12 protein-coding genes are annotated in these 14,319 nt (G+C 68.1%); 5 read left to right on the top strand and 7 right to left on the bottom strand.

Annotation, left to right across the window (positions count from 1 at the left end; all coding sequences use genetic code 11):
- Positions 1-67: 67 nt before the first annotated feature.
- The 3 genes from WS57_RS28360 to mfd form a co-directional block, all read right to left on the bottom strand.
- Complete coding sequence (locus WS57_RS28360) at positions 68-1,087, bottom strand: threonine/serine dehydratase (RefSeq protein ID WP_069245173.1); 1,020 nt, start codon at positions 1,085-1,087, stop codon at positions 68-70.
- Positions 1,088-1,147: 60 nt separating this feature from the next.
- Positions 1,148-2,371: an acetylornithine deacetylase gene (gene argE, locus WS57_RS28355; RefSeq protein WP_009691831.1), complete on the bottom strand. Its 1,224-nt coding sequence runs from the start codon at positions 2,369-2,371 to the stop codon at positions 1,148-1,150.
- 112 nt (positions 2,372-2,483) lie between these two features.
- Entirely contained in the window at positions 2,484-5,948 is a 3,465-nt protein-coding gene (gene mfd / locus WS57_RS28350) for a transcription-repair coupling factor (protein ID WP_059512785.1), read from the bottom strand.
- Positions 5,949-6,055: 107 nt separating this feature from the next.
- Between mfd and ispD the strand changes: the two genes are divergently transcribed.
- Positions 6,056-6,766, top strand: a complete 711-nt coding sequence (gene ispD, locus WS57_RS28345) for a 2-C-methyl-D-erythritol 4-phosphate cytidylyltransferase (RefSeq protein WP_009691828.1) — start codon at positions 6,056-6,058, stop codon at positions 6,764-6,766.
- A gap of 28 nt (positions 6,767-6,794) precedes the next feature.
- Positions 6,795-7,280 carry a 2-C-methyl-D-erythritol 2,4-cyclodiphosphate synthase gene (gene ispF, locus WS57_RS28340; protein WP_059481168.1) on the top strand — a complete coding sequence of 162 codons (486 nt, stop codon included), beginning with the start codon at positions 6,795-6,797 and terminating at the stop codon, positions 7,278-7,280.
- Positions 7,281-7,415: 135 nt separating this feature from the next.
- Here the strand turns inward: ispF and WS57_RS28335 are convergent, their stop codons facing one another.
- The 4 genes from WS57_RS28335 to ompR form a co-directional block, all read right to left on the bottom strand.
- Positions 7,416-7,943: a carboxymuconolactone decarboxylase family protein gene (locus WS57_RS28335; RefSeq protein ID WP_040127591.1), complete on the bottom strand. Its 528-nt coding sequence runs from the start codon at positions 7,941-7,943 to the stop codon at positions 7,416-7,418.
- 76 nt (positions 7,944-8,019) lie between these two features.
- Complete coding sequence (locus tag WS57_RS28330) at positions 8,020-8,568, bottom strand: peroxiredoxin (RefSeq protein WP_009691824.1); 549 nt, start codon at positions 8,566-8,568, stop codon at positions 8,020-8,022.
- Positions 8,569-8,757: 189 nt separating this feature from the next.
- Positions 8,758-10,119, bottom strand: a complete 1,362-nt coding sequence (locus WS57_RS28325) for an ATP-binding protein (RefSeq protein ID WP_009691823.1) — start codon at positions 10,117-10,119, stop codon at positions 8,758-8,760.
- A gap of 40 nt (positions 10,120-10,159) precedes the next feature.
- Complete coding sequence (gene ompR / locus WS57_RS28320; RefSeq protein ID WP_006478565.1) at positions 10,160-10,894, bottom strand: two-component system response regulator OmpR; 735 nt, start codon at positions 10,892-10,894, stop codon at positions 10,160-10,162.
- A 257-nt stretch (positions 10,895-11,151) separates the two neighbouring features.
- Here ompR and WS57_RS28315 point away from each other — a divergent pair, with 257 nt between their 5' ends.
- The 3 genes from WS57_RS28315 to WS57_RS28305 all read left to right on the top strand — a co-directional run bounded on the left by WS57_RS28315 (position 11,152) and on the right by WS57_RS28305 (position 14,313).
- On the top strand, positions 11,152-11,430 hold the full coding sequence (locus WS57_RS28315) for a hypothetical protein (RefSeq protein ID WP_009691822.1): 279 nt from the start codon (positions 11,152-11,154) through the stop codon (positions 11,428-11,430).
- Between the two features lie 119 nt (positions 11,431-11,549).
- Positions 11,550-13,040: a DUF1800 domain-containing protein gene (locus WS57_RS28310; protein WP_059512876.1), complete on the top strand. Its 1,491-nt coding sequence runs from the start codon at positions 11,550-11,552 to the stop codon at positions 13,038-13,040.
- A 61-nt stretch (positions 13,041-13,101) separates the two neighbouring features.
- Complete coding sequence (locus tag WS57_RS28305) at positions 13,102-14,313, top strand: DUF1501 domain-containing protein (RefSeq protein WP_059512871.1); 1,212 nt, start codon at positions 13,102-13,104, stop codon at positions 14,311-14,313.
- Positions 14,314-14,319 lie beyond the last annotated feature (6 nt).

The following is a 14,319-nucleotide window of genomic DNA, read 5'->3' as shown; positions in this document are numbered from 1 at the left end:
GTTCGGCGAGTTATCAACAGGGCTGTCAACACAAACTGGGGATAACCCTAGGTCACTCGCGCGCACGTCAGCGCTGCAGCTGCGCATGCGCGAGATGCATGCCGAGCGTGCCGGGATCGGTGTTCGTGCCCGACAGCAGCACGCCGACGCGCTTGCCCTGCAGCGGCTCGCGCAGCGGGCCGAGCAGCGCCGCGAGCGCGGCCGCGCATGCCGGCTCGACCGCGAGCTTCAGGTGCGAGAACAGGGACAGCATCGCCGTGCGCAGCGCGTCGTCGGACACCGTGACGATGCGGTCGACATGGCGTCGGCACAGCTGGTAGCTGTATTCCTCGGTATGCGGTGCCATCAGCGAATCGGCGATCGTCTGCATCGCGCTCATCTTGACCGTGTGATTGGCCGCGAAGCTGCGGCTCATCGCGTCGGCGCCCTCCGGCTCGACGCCGTACACATGCACGTGCGGATTCGCGAGTCGCAGCGCGGTCGCCATGCCGGCCGCGAGCCCGCCGCCGCCGATCGGCACGATCACCGCATCGAGGTCGGGCGCCTGCGTCGCCCATTCGTAGCCGAGCGTCGCGGTGCCGAGAATCGTGTGATAGCCGTTGAACGGATGGATGAAGAAGCGGCCTTCCTCGGCCTCGATCCGCCGCACGAGGTCGAAGGCCTGCGATGCGCTGCCCGCGAGCACGACTTCCGCGCGGTACTGCTTGCATTGCGCGATGCGCGTCGGGCTCGCGGTATGGAACATCACGACCTTCGCGCTGCTGCCGAGCCGCATCGCCGCATACGCGACGGCCGCCGCGTGATTGCCGGCCGACACGCAGGTGACGCCGGCGTTCTTGCGCGCCTCGTCGAGCGCGAGCAGGTGCGTGAACGCGCCGCGCGCCTTGAAGCTGCCGCTCGCCTGCAGCAGCTCGAACTTGAAGTTGACGTGCGTGCCTTCGAGCGAAGGCAGGTCGGCGCGTTCGAACACGGGCGTGCGCGCAACCCACGGTGACAGCGCGAAATGCTGCGCGGCGATTTCGTCGAGCGTCGGGATCGGCTCGCCGTCGATCGTCGGATGGGCGATGCCCTGTTGTTCAGTCGACATGGCGTGGCGTGTGGCGGAGTGATCCGGCCCGCGCACGCGGGCCGGCGTGGCGGGGATCGGTCAGTGTGCGTCGACCGACATGCTGCGGATGAATTTGCGCAGGAACTGCTCGCAACCGGCGAGCTGCGCGAGCTCGACGTATTCGTTCGGCTTGTGCGCCTGCTCGATGTTGCCAGGGCCGCATACGACGCTCGGGATGCCCGCGCGTTCGAACAGGCCGGCTTCGGTGCCGTACGCGACCTTGCGCTTGTCCTGGTCGGCCGTCAGCGCGCGCACGAGTTGCGTGATCGCGGCCTGCTCGGTGGCGTCGAGGCCGGGCGCCGCGGCGATCTTCGAGAACTCGATTGCCGCGTTCGGATGCTCGCGGCGCATCTGCGGTAGCAGCGTTTCCTGCGCATACGCTTCGATGCGCGCGAAGATCTGTTCGGGATCGAGCGTCGGCAGGTTGCGGAACTCGAAGTCGAACCGGCATTCGGCCGGTACCGTGTTGATCGCGTTGCCGCCCTGGATCGTGCTGGTTTGCGCGGTCGTGAACGGCACGTCGTACAGCGCGTCGAACGGGCCTTCCGCGCGGAAGCGGTCGGCGATGTCGCGGATATGGCAGATCAGGCGCGCCGCGTATTCGATGGCGTTCAACCCCTTCGGCGTCAGCGACGAATGCGCCGCATGGCCGCGCACGCAGCAGCGGTACGCGTTGATGCCCTTGTGCGCGATGATCGGCCGCATGCTGGTCGGCTCGCCGACGATGCAGCCCGACGGCTGCACGCCGCGCTTCACGAGATCGGCGATCATCAGCGGCGCGCCGGCGCAGCCGATTTCCTCGTCGTAGGACAGCGCGAAATGGATCGGCTTCGCGAGCCGGGTCGCCTGCATCTCGGGCAGCAGCGCGAGCGCGGTGCCGATGAAGCCCTTCATGTCGCAGGTGCCGCGGCCGTACAGGCGATCGTCGCGGATTTCCGGCGCGAACGGATCGCTGTCCCACTGCTGGCCGTCGACCGGCACGACGTCGGTGTGCCCGGACAGCACGATGCCGCCGTGGGTCGAGCCGTCGTGCGCGGGCACGGTGGCGAACAGGTTCGCCCAGCCTTCGCGCGGATCGTGCGTGATCGTCGACACGATGCCTTTCGCGGCGAGCGCGTCGCGCACCGTTTCGATCAGGCCGAGATTCGGCACGCGGCTCGTCGTGTCCATCGACACCAACTGCTTGACCCAGGGCAGGCCGACGAGCGCATCGCCGTCGTGTTGACCGGCGGCGGAGGGCGTCGTCGCGTCGAGAGTGGACATGGCAGAACTCCGTCAGATGAATGGGAAAATCATACTCAAAAACGCGTCGGCCCGCCTCGGTCGGGCGCCATGCGGTGCAGCATCGCGACCGGCCGCGGCGCGCGCCGCCGCGTCAGCGCGCGGCCGCCGACGCGCCCTCGCGGTTGTGGCCGAGCGCGCGCAGCGTTTCCTTGACGGTCGACACGCGCACCGCGAGGTCCGGCGAGCGCGTCTCGATGCGCAGCTTGTCCTGGCCCGCGAGCTTGATGTGCCGGTGCTTCTGCACCATCTCGATGATCCGCATCGGATCGATCGGCGGATTCGGCACGAACTGCAGCCCGATCGCGACTTCGCTCGCGTCGATCTTGGTGATGCCGAGCGGTTTCGCGGCAAGGCGCAGCCGATGCGTCTCGACGAGCGCGTGCGCCTGCGGCGGCAGCTTGCCGAAGCGGTCGATCAGCTCCTCCTGGATCCCGTCGATCGCGTCGCCGTGCTCGCAGTTCGCGAGACGCTTGTACAGCGACAGCCGTTCCTGCACGTCCGCGCAGTAGTCGGCCGGCAGGATCGCGGGCGCGTGCAGGTTGATCTCGGTGGTCGCGGCGAGCGGCGCGGTGAGGTCGGGTTCCTTGCCGTTCTTCAGCGCCTTCACCGCGTCGTTCAGCATTTCCGTATAGAGCTGGAAGCCGATCTCGTGGATCTCGCCCGACTGCTTGTCGCCGAGCACCTCGCCGGTGCCGCGGATCTCGAGGTCGTGCATCGCGAGATAGAAGCCCGAGCCGAGTTCCTCCATCTGCTGTATCGCCTCGAGCCGGCGCTGCGCCTGCTTGGTCAGCGCCTGCGGATCGTGCACGAGCAGGTACGCATACGCCTGGTGGTGCGAGCGGCCGACGCGGCCGCGCAGCTGGTGCAGCTGCGCGAGGCCGAACTTGTCCGCGCGGTGCATGATGATCGTGTTCGCACTCGGCACGTCGATGCCGGTCTCGATGATGGTCGTGCACAGCAGCACGTTCGCGCGCTGCCCGACGAAATCGCGCATCACGCGCTCGAGCTCGCGCTCGTGCATCTGCCCGTGCGCGATCGCGATGCGCGCCTCGGGCACCAGCTCCTCGAGCATCGCCTTGCGATTCTCGATCGTCTCGACCTCGTTGTGCAGGAAGTAGACCTGGCCGCCGCGCTTCAGCTCGCGCAGCATCGCCTCGCGGATTACGCTTTCCTCCTCGCGGCGCACGAAGGTCTTGATCGCGAGCCGCTTCTGCGGCGCGGTCGCGATCACCGAGAAGTCGCGCAGCCCTTCGAGCGCCATCCCGAGCGTGCGCGGGATCGGCGTCGCGGTCAGCGTCAGCACGTCGACTTCCGCGCGCAGCGCCTTCAGCGCTTCCTTCTGGCGCACGCCGAAGCGGTGTTCCTCGTCGATGATCACGAGCCCGAGCCGCTTGAACTGCACGTCCGACGACAGCAGCTTGTGCGTGCCGATCACGATGTCGACGCTGCCTTCGTTGATCTGCGCGATCGCTGCGTTCACTTCCTTGGTGGTCTTGAAGCGCGACAGCTCGACGATGCGCACCGGCCAGTCCGCGAAGCGGTCGGCGAAGGTCTGCGTATGCTGCTCGGCGAGCAGCGTGGTCGGCGACAGCAGCGCGACCTGCTTGCCGCCCATCACCGCGATGAACGCCGCACGCAGCGCGACCTCGGTCTTGCCGAAGCCGACGTCGCCGCACACGAGGCGGTCCATCGGCTTGCCGCTCGTCATGTCGCCGATCACGGCCGCGATCGCGGCGGCCTGGTCGGGCGTTTCCTCGAAGCCGAAGCTCTCCGCGAACTTCACGTAGTCGCGCGGTTCGAGCGCGAACGCATGGCCCTCGCGCGCGGCACGGCGCGCGTACAGGTTCAGCAGCTCGGCCGCGGTGTCGCGGATCTGCTGCGCGGCCTTGCGCTTCGCGCGCTCCCACTGGCCCGAGCCGAGCGCGTGCAGCGGCGCGCTGTCCGGATCGGCGCCGCTGTAGCGCGAGATCACGTGCAGTTGCGCGACCGGCACGTAGAGCTTGCTGTCGCCCGCGTATTCGAGATGCAGGAATTCGGTTTCGCCTTCGCCGAGATCCATCGACACGAGGCCCATGTAACGGCCGATGCCATGCTGCGCGTGGACGACCGGGTCGCCGACCTTCAGCTCCGACAGGTCGCGCACCATCGCGTCGACGTTGCTCGCCTGTTCCTGCCGGCGGCGGCCCGCGCGGCGGCCGAGCGTGCCGTACAGCTCGGTCTCGGTGACGACCGCGTAGCCTTCGCCCGGCACCGCGAAGCCGCTCGCGAGCGGCGCGACGCCGAGCGCGAAGCGCGCGTCGCTTTCGAGCCAGCCCGCGAAGTGATCGTTCGCGGCGGGGCGCAGCTGATGCTCGGCGAGCAGCTGCAGGATCGTCTCGCGGCGGCCGGCCGACTCGACGGTCAGCAGCACGCGCTTGCCCGAGGTTTCGACGAAGGTGCGCAGCGCGGCGAGCGGATCGTCGGCATGACGGTCGACCGACAGGTCGGGCAGTGCGGTCGCCCAGCCGCCCGCCGGCTGCGCGGGCAGCACGACGCGCGCGAACGGCTTGGCGAGCGTGAAGAAGTCCTCGTCGGACAGGAACAGCCGCTGCGGCTCGAGGATCGGCCGCTCGCGGTCGTGCGACAGGAACGCGTGGCGCTGGCGCGTGTCGGCGGTGAAGCGCCGGATCGACGCGTCGAGATCGCCGGTAAATACGAGGTGCGCATTCTGCGGCAGGTAGTGGAACAGCGTCGCGGTTTCGTCGAAGAACAGCGGCAGGTAGTACTCGATGCCGGCCGACGGCACGCCGTTGCCGATGTCCTTGTAGATCGGCGCGCGGCTCGGGTCGCCTTCGAAGGTTTCGCGCCAGCGGCTGCGGAAGGCCGTGCGCGCGGCTTCGTCGAACGGAAACTCGCGGCCGGGCAGCAGGCGCACGTCGCGCACCGGGTAGAGGCTGCGCTGTGTGTCGGGATCGAACGCGCGGATCGAGTCGACCTGGTCGTCGAACAGGTCGATCCGGTACGGCAGCGGCGAGCCCATCGGGAACAGGTCGATCAGCGAGCCGCGCACGCAGTATTCGCCGGGCCGCACGACCTGGCTCACGTGCTCGTAGCCGGCCAGCGTCAGCTGCGCCTTCAGCTTCGCCTCGTCGAGCCGCTCGCCCTGCGCGAACGCGAACGTGTAGGCGGCCATGAACGACGCGGGCGGCATCCGGTACAGCGCGGTCGTCGCGGGCACCAGCAGGATGTCGCAGCGGCCTTCGCCGAGGTCGTGCAGCGTCGCGAGACGCTCGGACACGAGATCCTGGTGCGGCGAGAACGTGTCGTACGGCAGCGTTTCCCAGTCCGGCAGCAGGCGCACGCGCGCGTCGGGCGAGAAATAGCGGATTTCCTGCGAGAGCCGCTGCGCGTCGACCGCGTTCGCGCAGATGACCGCGAGCAGCGGCACGTCGTGGCGGTTGTCGGCGAGATAGCGGGCGATGGCGAGCGCGTCGGCGGAACCGTGCGCGCCATCGAAGGCGAAGCGCTGGCCGGGCTTGACGCGCGGAACGGGCGAGGTGGAAGCGTTGTCTGGCATAGGGACGGCTGGGGTGGCGTGCGCGGGCGCATCGCGGTGCGCCGGTCGAGACGAAAGACCTATTATAAAATCCGCTTCTCGATTTCATCTTTCCGGCGTTTCCCTTCGTGACTCCCCGACTCTTCGCCCTGATTCCCTGTGCCGGCACGGGCAGCCGCTCCGGCTCGGCCGTGCCGAAGCAATACCGCACGCTGGCCGGCCGCGCGCTGCTCCATTACACGCTCGCCGCATTCGACGCGTGCAGCGAATTCGCGCAGACGCTCGTCGTCCTCGCGCCCGACGATACGCATTTCGATGCGCGCCGCTTCGCGGGCCTGCGCTTCGCGGTGCGGCGCTGCGGCGGCGCGTCGCGGCAGGCGTCGGTGCTCAATGGATTGCTCGAACTGGCCGAATTCGGCGCGACCGACCGCGACTGGGTGCTCGTGCACGACGCGGCGCGCCCGGGGATCACGCCGGAGCTGATCCGCACGCTGGTCGCGGCGTTGAAGGACGATCCGGTCGGCGGCATCGTCGCGCTGCCGGTGGCCGATACGCTCAAGCGCGTGCCGGCCGGCGGCGACGCGATCGCGCGCACCGAGTCGCGCGACGCGCTGTGGCAGGCGCAGACGCCGCAGATGTTCCGCATCGGCATGCTGCGCGAAGCGATCCTGCGCGCGCAGCGCGAAGGCCACGACCTGACCGACGAGGCGAGCGCGATCGAATGGGCGGGCCATACGCCGCGCGTCGTGCAGGGCAGCCTGCGCAACTTCAAGGTCACCTATCCGGAAGACTTCGCGCTCGCGGAAGCGATTCTCGCGCGTCCGGCGAACGCGTCCTGACTTTCACTTCATCTCAATCGGAACACGCATGGATTTCAGAATCGGACAAGGCTACGACGTGCACCAGCTCGTCCCCGGGCGCCCGCTCATCATCGGCGGCGTGACGATCCCGTACGAGCGCGGCCTGCTCGGCCACTCGGACGCGGACGTGCTGCTGCACGCGATCACCGACGCGCTGTTCGGCGCGGCGGCGCTCGGCGACATCGGCCGCCATTTCTCCGACACCGACGCGGCGTTCAAGGGCGCGGACAGCCGCGTGCTGCTGCGCGAGTGCGTCGCGCGCGTGAAGGCGGCCGGCTTCGCGATCCAGAACGTCGACAGCACCGTGATCGCGCAGGCGCCGAAGCTCGCGCCGCATATCGAGGGCATGCGCGCGAACATCGCCGCCGATCTCGGGCTGCCGCTCGATCGCGTGAACGTGAAGGCGAAGACCAACGAGAAGCTCGGCTATCTGGGCCGCGGCGAGGGCATCGAGGCGCAGGCCGCCGCGCTGCTGGTGAAGCCGGCCGCTTAACGGGCGGCGGGGCGGCGCGCGCCGCGCGGCCGATCAAACGAGAAATGCCACGCAATTGCGTGGCATTTTCTTGCTGCAACGTCGCGCGCGACAGAGGCGGCAGGGGCGGCCCGGCCGGTCGCGCCGCGCGGCCGCTTATTCGCCTTCGGCGGCGATCACCTGCGCAGCGGCGTTGATCACCGATGCGATGCGGCCGACGTCGCGCAGCTGCGTGACCGTCATGCCTTGCTCGTTCTTCAGCAGCGCGTAGTGCGACTTCACGCAGAAGTGGCACTTGCCGACGATCGACGCGGCGAGCGCGTACATCTCGAAGCGGCGCTTGTCGACGCCGCCGTGCGACGCATACGCACCCATCCGCAGCTCGGCGCGCTGCGTCTTCAGATCGGCATCGTCGGCCATCTCGACATACGGATACCACGTGTTGTTCATCCCCATCAGCGCGGCCGCCGTCAGCGCGGCATGCGTTTCCTCGGGCGACAGCACGCCGGCTTCGCGGATCGTCTTCACGAGCACCGTGCTCTTCGCCGCGACCGCCGCCGCGAGCGCCACGCCGACCGCGTCGTTGCCTTCGAGCGACGAGCGCGAGATCGTGCCGTCGAGGTTCAGGCGAATGTCCTTCGCATAGTCGGGGATACGTGCCTTAATCGAGTCGATGAATTCCATTGATATCTCCTATGGGTTGGCCGTTAAAAAAGCCCGCAGGCAGGACGTGCGCCGCGGGCTTCGTGCATCGATGCGCTTACAGCGTTGCGCCGCCGACTGCACGGTTGCACGGGCACAGTTCGTCCGTCTGCAGGCCGTCGAGAATACGCAGGACTTCTTCCGGGCTGCGGCCGACGTTCAGGTTGTTCACCGAAACGTGCTGGATCGTGTTGTCCGGGTCGACGATGAACGTCGCGCGCAGGGCCACGCCGGCTTCCTTGTCGCGCACGCCGAGCTGGTCGATCAGCTCGCCCTTGACGTCGCCGAACGAGTAGTGGTTCAGCTTGTCGAGGTCCTTGTGTTCACGGCGCCATGCGAGCTTGACGAATTCGTTGTCCGAGCTGCCGCCGAGCAGGACGGCGTCGCGCTCTTCGAACTGCTTCGCGAGCTTCGCGAACTCGACGATTTCCGTCGGGCACACGAACGTGAAATCCTTCGGATAGAAGTAGATGATCTTCCACTTGCCCGGGAACGACGCTTCGGTGACGGTCTCGAACGCCGACTGGCCGTTTTCCTCGTGGTTGTTGAAGCCCGGCTTCGCGGCTACGACGGTGAAAGCTTCGAGTTTGTCGCCAACGGTTTTCATGCGGATACTCCTGTGTGTGTTGGGAAGAAGACTGAGTCAAGCTACCTCGTTGCTGCAACGATCATGTGACAGCATGGGGAACACTCTAACACTATTGACTAAGCGCTTCAATAGATTTTGACTAAGCGCCCCCATAGTTTTTTTCAACCGTGCCGATAGTGTGACGCGCAAGCGGCGTGCGCGCTCGCGTCACGCGGTCGCACGCGTCTTGCCGGCGCCGGGGAATTCGAGCGTGACTTCGAGGCCCGCTTCGGGGCTGCGGTTGCGCAGGCGCAGCGCGCCGCGATAGCGCCCGACCAGGCGCAGCACGATCGCCATCCCGAGACCGGTGCCGTCCGCCTTGGTGCGCGCGGTGTCGACGCGATAGAACGGGCGCATCACCAGCGGGAGCTGGTCCTCGGGGATGCCGGGGCCCTCGTCGCTGACCGACAGCTCGACGCGCGCGTGCGACACGCGCGTCTCCAGCGTGATGCGCGAGACGCCGTCCTGCTTGCTCTGGCCGTACTTGCGCGCGTTCTCGACGAGGTTGCCGATCACGCGGCGCATGTCGGTTTCGTCGGCTTCGATGATCGCGGTCGGCGCGAGCTGCGTGCGGATCTCGACGCCGTCCTCGCCGGCCACGCGTGCGGCGACTTCATGCGCGATCGACGACAGGTCGACCGGCTCGGGCTTGCGCTGGGTCGGGCGCGCGTAGTCGATGAACGCCGCGATGATGCGATCCATCTGCTCGATGTCGTCGACCATCGCGTCCTTGGTCGCCTGGTCCGACGGGCTCATCTCGGTTTCGAGGCGCAGCCGCGCGAGCGGCGTGCGCAGGTCGTGCGAAATGCCCGCGAGCATCAGCGCGCGGTCGGCTTCGAGCTGCTCGAGGTCGCGCACCATCTGGTTGAAGCTGCGGTTGGTTTCGGCCGCGACGCCCATCCCGCGCTCGGGCAGCGGCTCGGGCGCCTGACCCGAGCCGACCTGGCGCGCGGCGAGCGCCAGCCGCGAGAACGGCCGGTTCACGAGGCTCGTGATGAACGCGGAGCCGAACAGCGACAGCGCGAGCGCGAACAGCCCCCAGCCGGCCCACTGCAGGCCCGTGACGTTGTCGAGCTGGTCGCGGTCGAGCGCGACCCAGTAGTCGTCGTCGTCGATCTTGAAGCTGATCCACACGCCCGGGATGTCGTTGACCGACTGCGCGATCACGGTATCGTCGCCGAGGCGGCTGCGGATGTCGTGTTCGATCAGCCGGTTCAGCGATTCGTCGGGCTGCAGCTTGAACTTGTCGGTCTTCTCGCGCGGGTAAACGCGCACGCCCTCGTTGCTCTCGAGATCCTGCAGCAGCGCGCGGCGCAGGTCGGGATCGGAGTAGAGCAGCGCGGTGCGCGTGAGCTTCACGACCGCGACGAGCTGCAGCGCGACGCGCTGCGCGCGCGGCTCGCGCTCGATCACGCGAAAGCTCTGGAACCACGCGGCGAGACTGACCGAGATCAGCAGCGCGATCAGCAGGAAGGTGCGCCAGAACAGCCCGCCGAACGCGAGCTGCAGGAGGCGCCGGTCGATACGCATGGGGCGGGTCGTGGGCGGGCGAAACCGGAGAAGGAAAAGATCAGGCGGCGCCGTCCGGGATGAACACGTAGCCGAGACCCCAGACGGTCTGGATGAAGCGCGGGCTGCCCGGATCCGGTTCGATCAGCTTGCGCAGGCGCGAGATCTGCACGTCGAGGCTGCGGTCGAACACTTCGTATTCGCGGCCGCGCGCGAGCTCCATCAGCTTTTCGCGCGACAGCGGCTGGCGCGGATGGCGTGCGAACACCTTCAGCACCGAGAACTCGCCGGTCGTCAGCGGGATTTCCTGGCCGGACTTCGTCAGCGTGCGCGTCGCGAGGTTCAGCGAGAACTCGCCGAACTCGAACACCTCGGTGGTTTCCGACGGCGCGCCCGGCAGCTCGGCCGGCGCCTGGCGGCGCAGCACTGCGTGAATGCGCGCGACCAGCTCGCGCGGGTTGAACGGCTTCGGCAGGTAGTCGTCGGCGCCCATCTCGAGGCCGACGATGCGATCGACGTCCTCGCCCTTCGCGGTGAGCATGATGATCGGCGTGCGATCGTTGCTGCCGCGCAGGCGACGGCAGATCGACAGGCCGTCTTCGCCCGGCAGCATCAGGTCGAGCACGAGCAGGTCGAAACGCTCGCGCACCCAGAGCTTGTTCATCGCGGTCGCGTTCTCCGCGACATAGACATTGAAGCCCTGCTCGCCGAGATAACGGCGCAGCAGGTCGCGCAGGCGCGGGTCGTCGTCGACGACGAGAATCTTGGAGGGGTTTTTCGTTTCCATGATCGGCATCTTATCGCGAATGGGAAATGGCGCGCCGTCGAGGATTTTGGCGCGTTACAGTCAGTTACAAAATTTACCCGTGGTGTCGCGCGGAGTAAAGGCACGCTATAGAGATTCCTTTACTCGAAGCCGAAATTCGGTGGATACTCGCTGGACTCCATCTTTCATCTTTGTACGCCCGAATTCCGCAGGGTTTTTCTAGTACCAGAGGTAACCGGTTGCCGCGTGACGAAGGGAACAAATCGACCAAAGAAGCGAGGACGGTCATGCGATCTGCCCGGATTGCACTGATGCTGACGATCGCGCTTGCCGGTCCGTATGCGTCGAACTTCGCGTATGCGCAACGCCCCGAGCAGGGCGCTTCGTCGCGCAAGCTGCCGCGCGGCAAAGCGCCGCAGCCCGACCGCGCCGCCGATTCGGCGGTCCGCTCAGCCGTGCCCCCCGATCTCGAACAGCGCCGCCGCGACGGGCACATGACGCCCGAAGAACGCCATCTGCTGCGCCAGCATATCGAGGACGCCGTCCGCGAGCTGTACAAGCGCTGATCGCGTCGCCTTCCGCGATGCGCGGAAAAACTCCGTAGCAATTTTTCAGTCAACGTGCGTTCGTCGCCTGCCGTTGAACCGGCATCCGCGCCGCCGGTGCGTTTCGGGAGTCCATGACGATGAAAGCGAACGTTGCCGAACCGGCGCCGTCGCCTGCGATGCAGGCGACGCTCGACGCCGACGACGCGCTGTTCTTCCTCGGTCGCACCGGTTTCTCGCCCGCGCCGGCCGATGTCGCGCGCGTGGTCGGCATGACACGCGCGCAGGTTGTCGCCGATACGCTCGGCAATGTCCGCAGCGAGCCCGTCACGCCGTGGCCCGACTGGATCGCCGAGCCGCCGCCGAGCCGTGCGCAGCGGCAGGCGCTGACGCCCGACCAGCGGCGCGACGAACAGCGCCAGCGCAATCTGCGTTACGACGCGTTACGCGCCGCCTGGGTCAACGAGATGATCGCAACGCCGTCGCCGCTCGTCGAGCGCATGACGCTGTTCTGGCACGGGCACTTCACGTCGGGGCAGGACAAGGTGCCTTATCCGCAGACGATGGCCGCGCAGAACGCGCTGTTTCGCCGCGACGCGCTCGGCAATTTCGGCACGCTGCTGCACGCGGTCGCGAAGGATCCGGCGATGCTGCAGTATCTCGACGGCGCCAGCAACCGCAAGGGACGGCCGAACGAGAATTTCGCGCGCGAGGTGATGGAGCTGTTCACGCTCGGCGAAGGGCATTACACGCAGCACGACGTGACCGAAGCCGCGCGCGCGATGACGGGCTGGACCGTCGATCCCGATACGCTGCGCTTCACGGTGCGCGCGGACTGGCACGATGCGGGCGACAAGACGATTCTCGGCGAAACCGGGCCGTTCGACGGCGACGGCTTTCTCGACATTTTGCTGAAGCGGCCCGAGACGGCGCGGTTCATCGTCGGCAAGCTGTGGCGGGAGTTCGTGTCGGACACGCCCGACGCGCGCGAACTCGACGCCGTGGCCGAGCGTTTTCGCGCGAGCGGCTACGACATTCGCACGGCGCTCGCCGCGCTGTGGTCGACCGATGCGTTCTGGGATGCGCGCAACCGCGGCGTGCTCGTGAAGTCGCCGGCCGAATTCGTCGTCGGGTCGGTGCGGATGTTCGACGTCGCGTACGGCGATCCGCAGATGCTCGCCAACACCGTGCGCACGCTCGGCCAGAACCTGTTCTATCCGCCGAACGTGAAGGGCTGGCCCGGCGGCGCGCTGTGGATCAACAGCACGACGCTGCTCGCGCGCAAGCAGTTCGTCGAGCAGCTGTTTCGCGCGACCGAGACGGCCGGCATGCGGCCGCCGCCGGCGCACCCGAATGCAGCCGCGCGCGCGATGCCGGTGGTCGACACGGCGGCCGCCGCGGGAATGCGCGGCGCGCCGCCGAAGCCCGCGCGCGGCGGCTTGCGCTTCGATCTCGAGCGCTGGCTCGCGCAGTATCGCGCGCGGCCGCAGGCGATTGCCGGGCTGTCGACCGAGCTTCAGCTGCAGCACGCGGTGCTGCCGGTATCGCCGGTCGCGGCGATCGACACGGATTCGACCGGCAGCGCGTATCTCGAGGCGCTGCTGATGGACCCGGCCTACCAACTGAAATGACGAGGAATCGGGTCCGGGCCGATGCGGCGCGCGGGCCGCGCGGCGGACCAGGGGATGCATGATGAACCGACGTGATTTTCTGACGCTGACGGGAGCCGCGGCCGCGGCGGGCGTATCGCTGTGGCAGCCGGCGCATGCGGTGCTCGCCGCCGAAGGGCGGCCGGCGGCCGGCTATGCGAACGTGCTGATCCTCGTCGAGCTGAAAGGCGGCAACGACGGGCTGAACACCGTGGTGCCGTATGCGGATCCGCTGTACTACCAGTTCCGGCGCAGCATCGGCATCAAGCGCGAGCAGGTGCTGCAGCTCGACGCGCAGACCGGGCTGCACCCGTCGCTCGTGCCGCTGATGCCGCTGTGGCGCGACGGGCAGGTCGCGATCGTGCAGGGCGTCGGCTATCCGCAGCCGAACCTGTCGCATTTCCGCTCGATCGAGATATGGGACACCGCGTCGCGTTCCGATCAATATCTGCACGAAGGCTGGCTCACGCGCACGTTCGCGCAGGCGCCGGTGCCGCCCGGCTTCGCGGCGGACGGCGTGGTGCTCGGCAGCGCCGAGATGGGGCCGCTCGCCAACGGCGCGCGCGCGATCGCGCTCGTCAATCCGGCGCAGTTCATCCGCGCGGCGCGGCTCGCGGAGCCGTCGTCGCTGCGCGAACGGAACCCCGCGCTCGCGCACGTGATCGACGTCGAGAACGATATCGTGAAGGCGGCCGACCGGCTGCGTCCGCGCGGCGGGATGCGCACGTTCAGGACCGCGTTCCCGGCCGGCGCGTTCGGCACGTCGGTGAAGACCGCGATGCAGGTGCTGGCTGCGTGCGAGGCGGCCGGGCCCGGCGCGCAGGACGGCGTCGCGGTGCTGCGCCTTACGCTCAACGGCTTCGATACGCATCAGAACCAGCCCGGCCAGCAGGCCGCGCTGCTCAAACAGTTCGCGGAAGGGATGAGCGCGATGCGCGGTGCGCTGGTGGAGCTCGGGCGCTGGAACCAGACGCTGGTGATGACCTATGCGGAATTCGGGCGGCGCGTGCGCGAGAACCAGAGCAACGGCACCGATCACGGCACCGCCGCCGCGCATTTCGTGATGGGCGGCCGCGTGGCCGGCGGCCTGTACGGCGCGCCGCCGGCGCTGGCGCGACTCGATGGCAACGGCAACCTGCCGGTCGCGGTCGATTTTCGTCAGCTTTATGCGACCGTGCTCGGGCCGTGGTGGGGGCTCGACGCGACCCGCGTGCTGCAGCAGCGCTTCGACCCGCTGCCGCTGCTGAAGGTGTGACGGCGA

The organism is Burkholderia pseudomultivorans, assembly GCF_001718415.1.
Taxonomy (GTDB): Bacteria; Pseudomonadota; Gammaproteobacteria; order Burkholderiales; family Burkholderiaceae; genus Burkholderia; species Burkholderia pseudomultivorans_A.
The sequence above is the reverse complement of the archived record's forward strand: the minus strand, read 5'-3'. Positions and strand labels throughout refer to the sequence as shown.

Excerpts from the sequence above, each read along its gene's own strand:
- WS57_RS28360 (WP_069245173.1), bottom strand. The coding sequence starts at position 1,087 with ATGTCGACTGAACAACAGGGCATCGCCCATCCGACGATCGACGGCGAG.
- argE (WP_009691831.1), bottom strand. The coding sequence starts at position 2,371 with ATGTCCACTCTCGACGCGACGACGCCCTCCGCCGCCGGTCAACACGAC.
- mfd (WP_059512785.1), bottom strand. The coding sequence starts at position 5,948 with ATGCCAGACAACGCTTCCACCTCGCCCGTTCCGCGCGTCAAGCCCGGC.
- ispF (WP_059481168.1), top strand. The coding sequence starts at position 6,795 with ATGGATTTCAGAATCGGACAAGGCTACGACGTGCACCAGCTCGTCCCC.
- WS57_RS28335 (WP_040127591.1), bottom strand. The coding sequence starts at position 7,943 with ATGGAATTCATCGACTCGATTAAGGCACGTATCCCCGACTATGCGAAG.
- WS57_RS28330 (WP_009691824.1), bottom strand. The coding sequence starts at position 8,568 with ATGAAAACCGTTGGCGACAAACTCGAAGCTTTCACCGTCGTAGCCGCG.
- WS57_RS28325 (WP_009691823.1), bottom strand. The coding sequence starts at position 10,119 with ATGCGTATCGACCGGCGCCTCCTGCAGCTCGCGTTCGGCGGGCTGTTC.
- ompR (WP_006478565.1), bottom strand. The coding sequence starts at position 10,894 with ATGCCGATCATGGAAACGAAAAACCCCTCCAAGATTCTCGTCGTCGAC.
- WS57_RS28315 (WP_009691822.1), top strand. The coding sequence starts at position 11,152 with ATGCGATCTGCCCGGATTGCACTGATGCTGACGATCGCGCTTGCCGGT.
- WS57_RS28310 (WP_059512876.1), top strand. The coding sequence starts at position 11,550 with ATGAAAGCGAACGTTGCCGAACCGGCGCCGTCGCCTGCGATGCAGGCG.
- WS57_RS28305 (WP_059512871.1), top strand. The coding sequence starts at position 13,102 with ATGAACCGACGTGATTTTCTGACGCTGACGGGAGCCGCGGCCGCGGCG.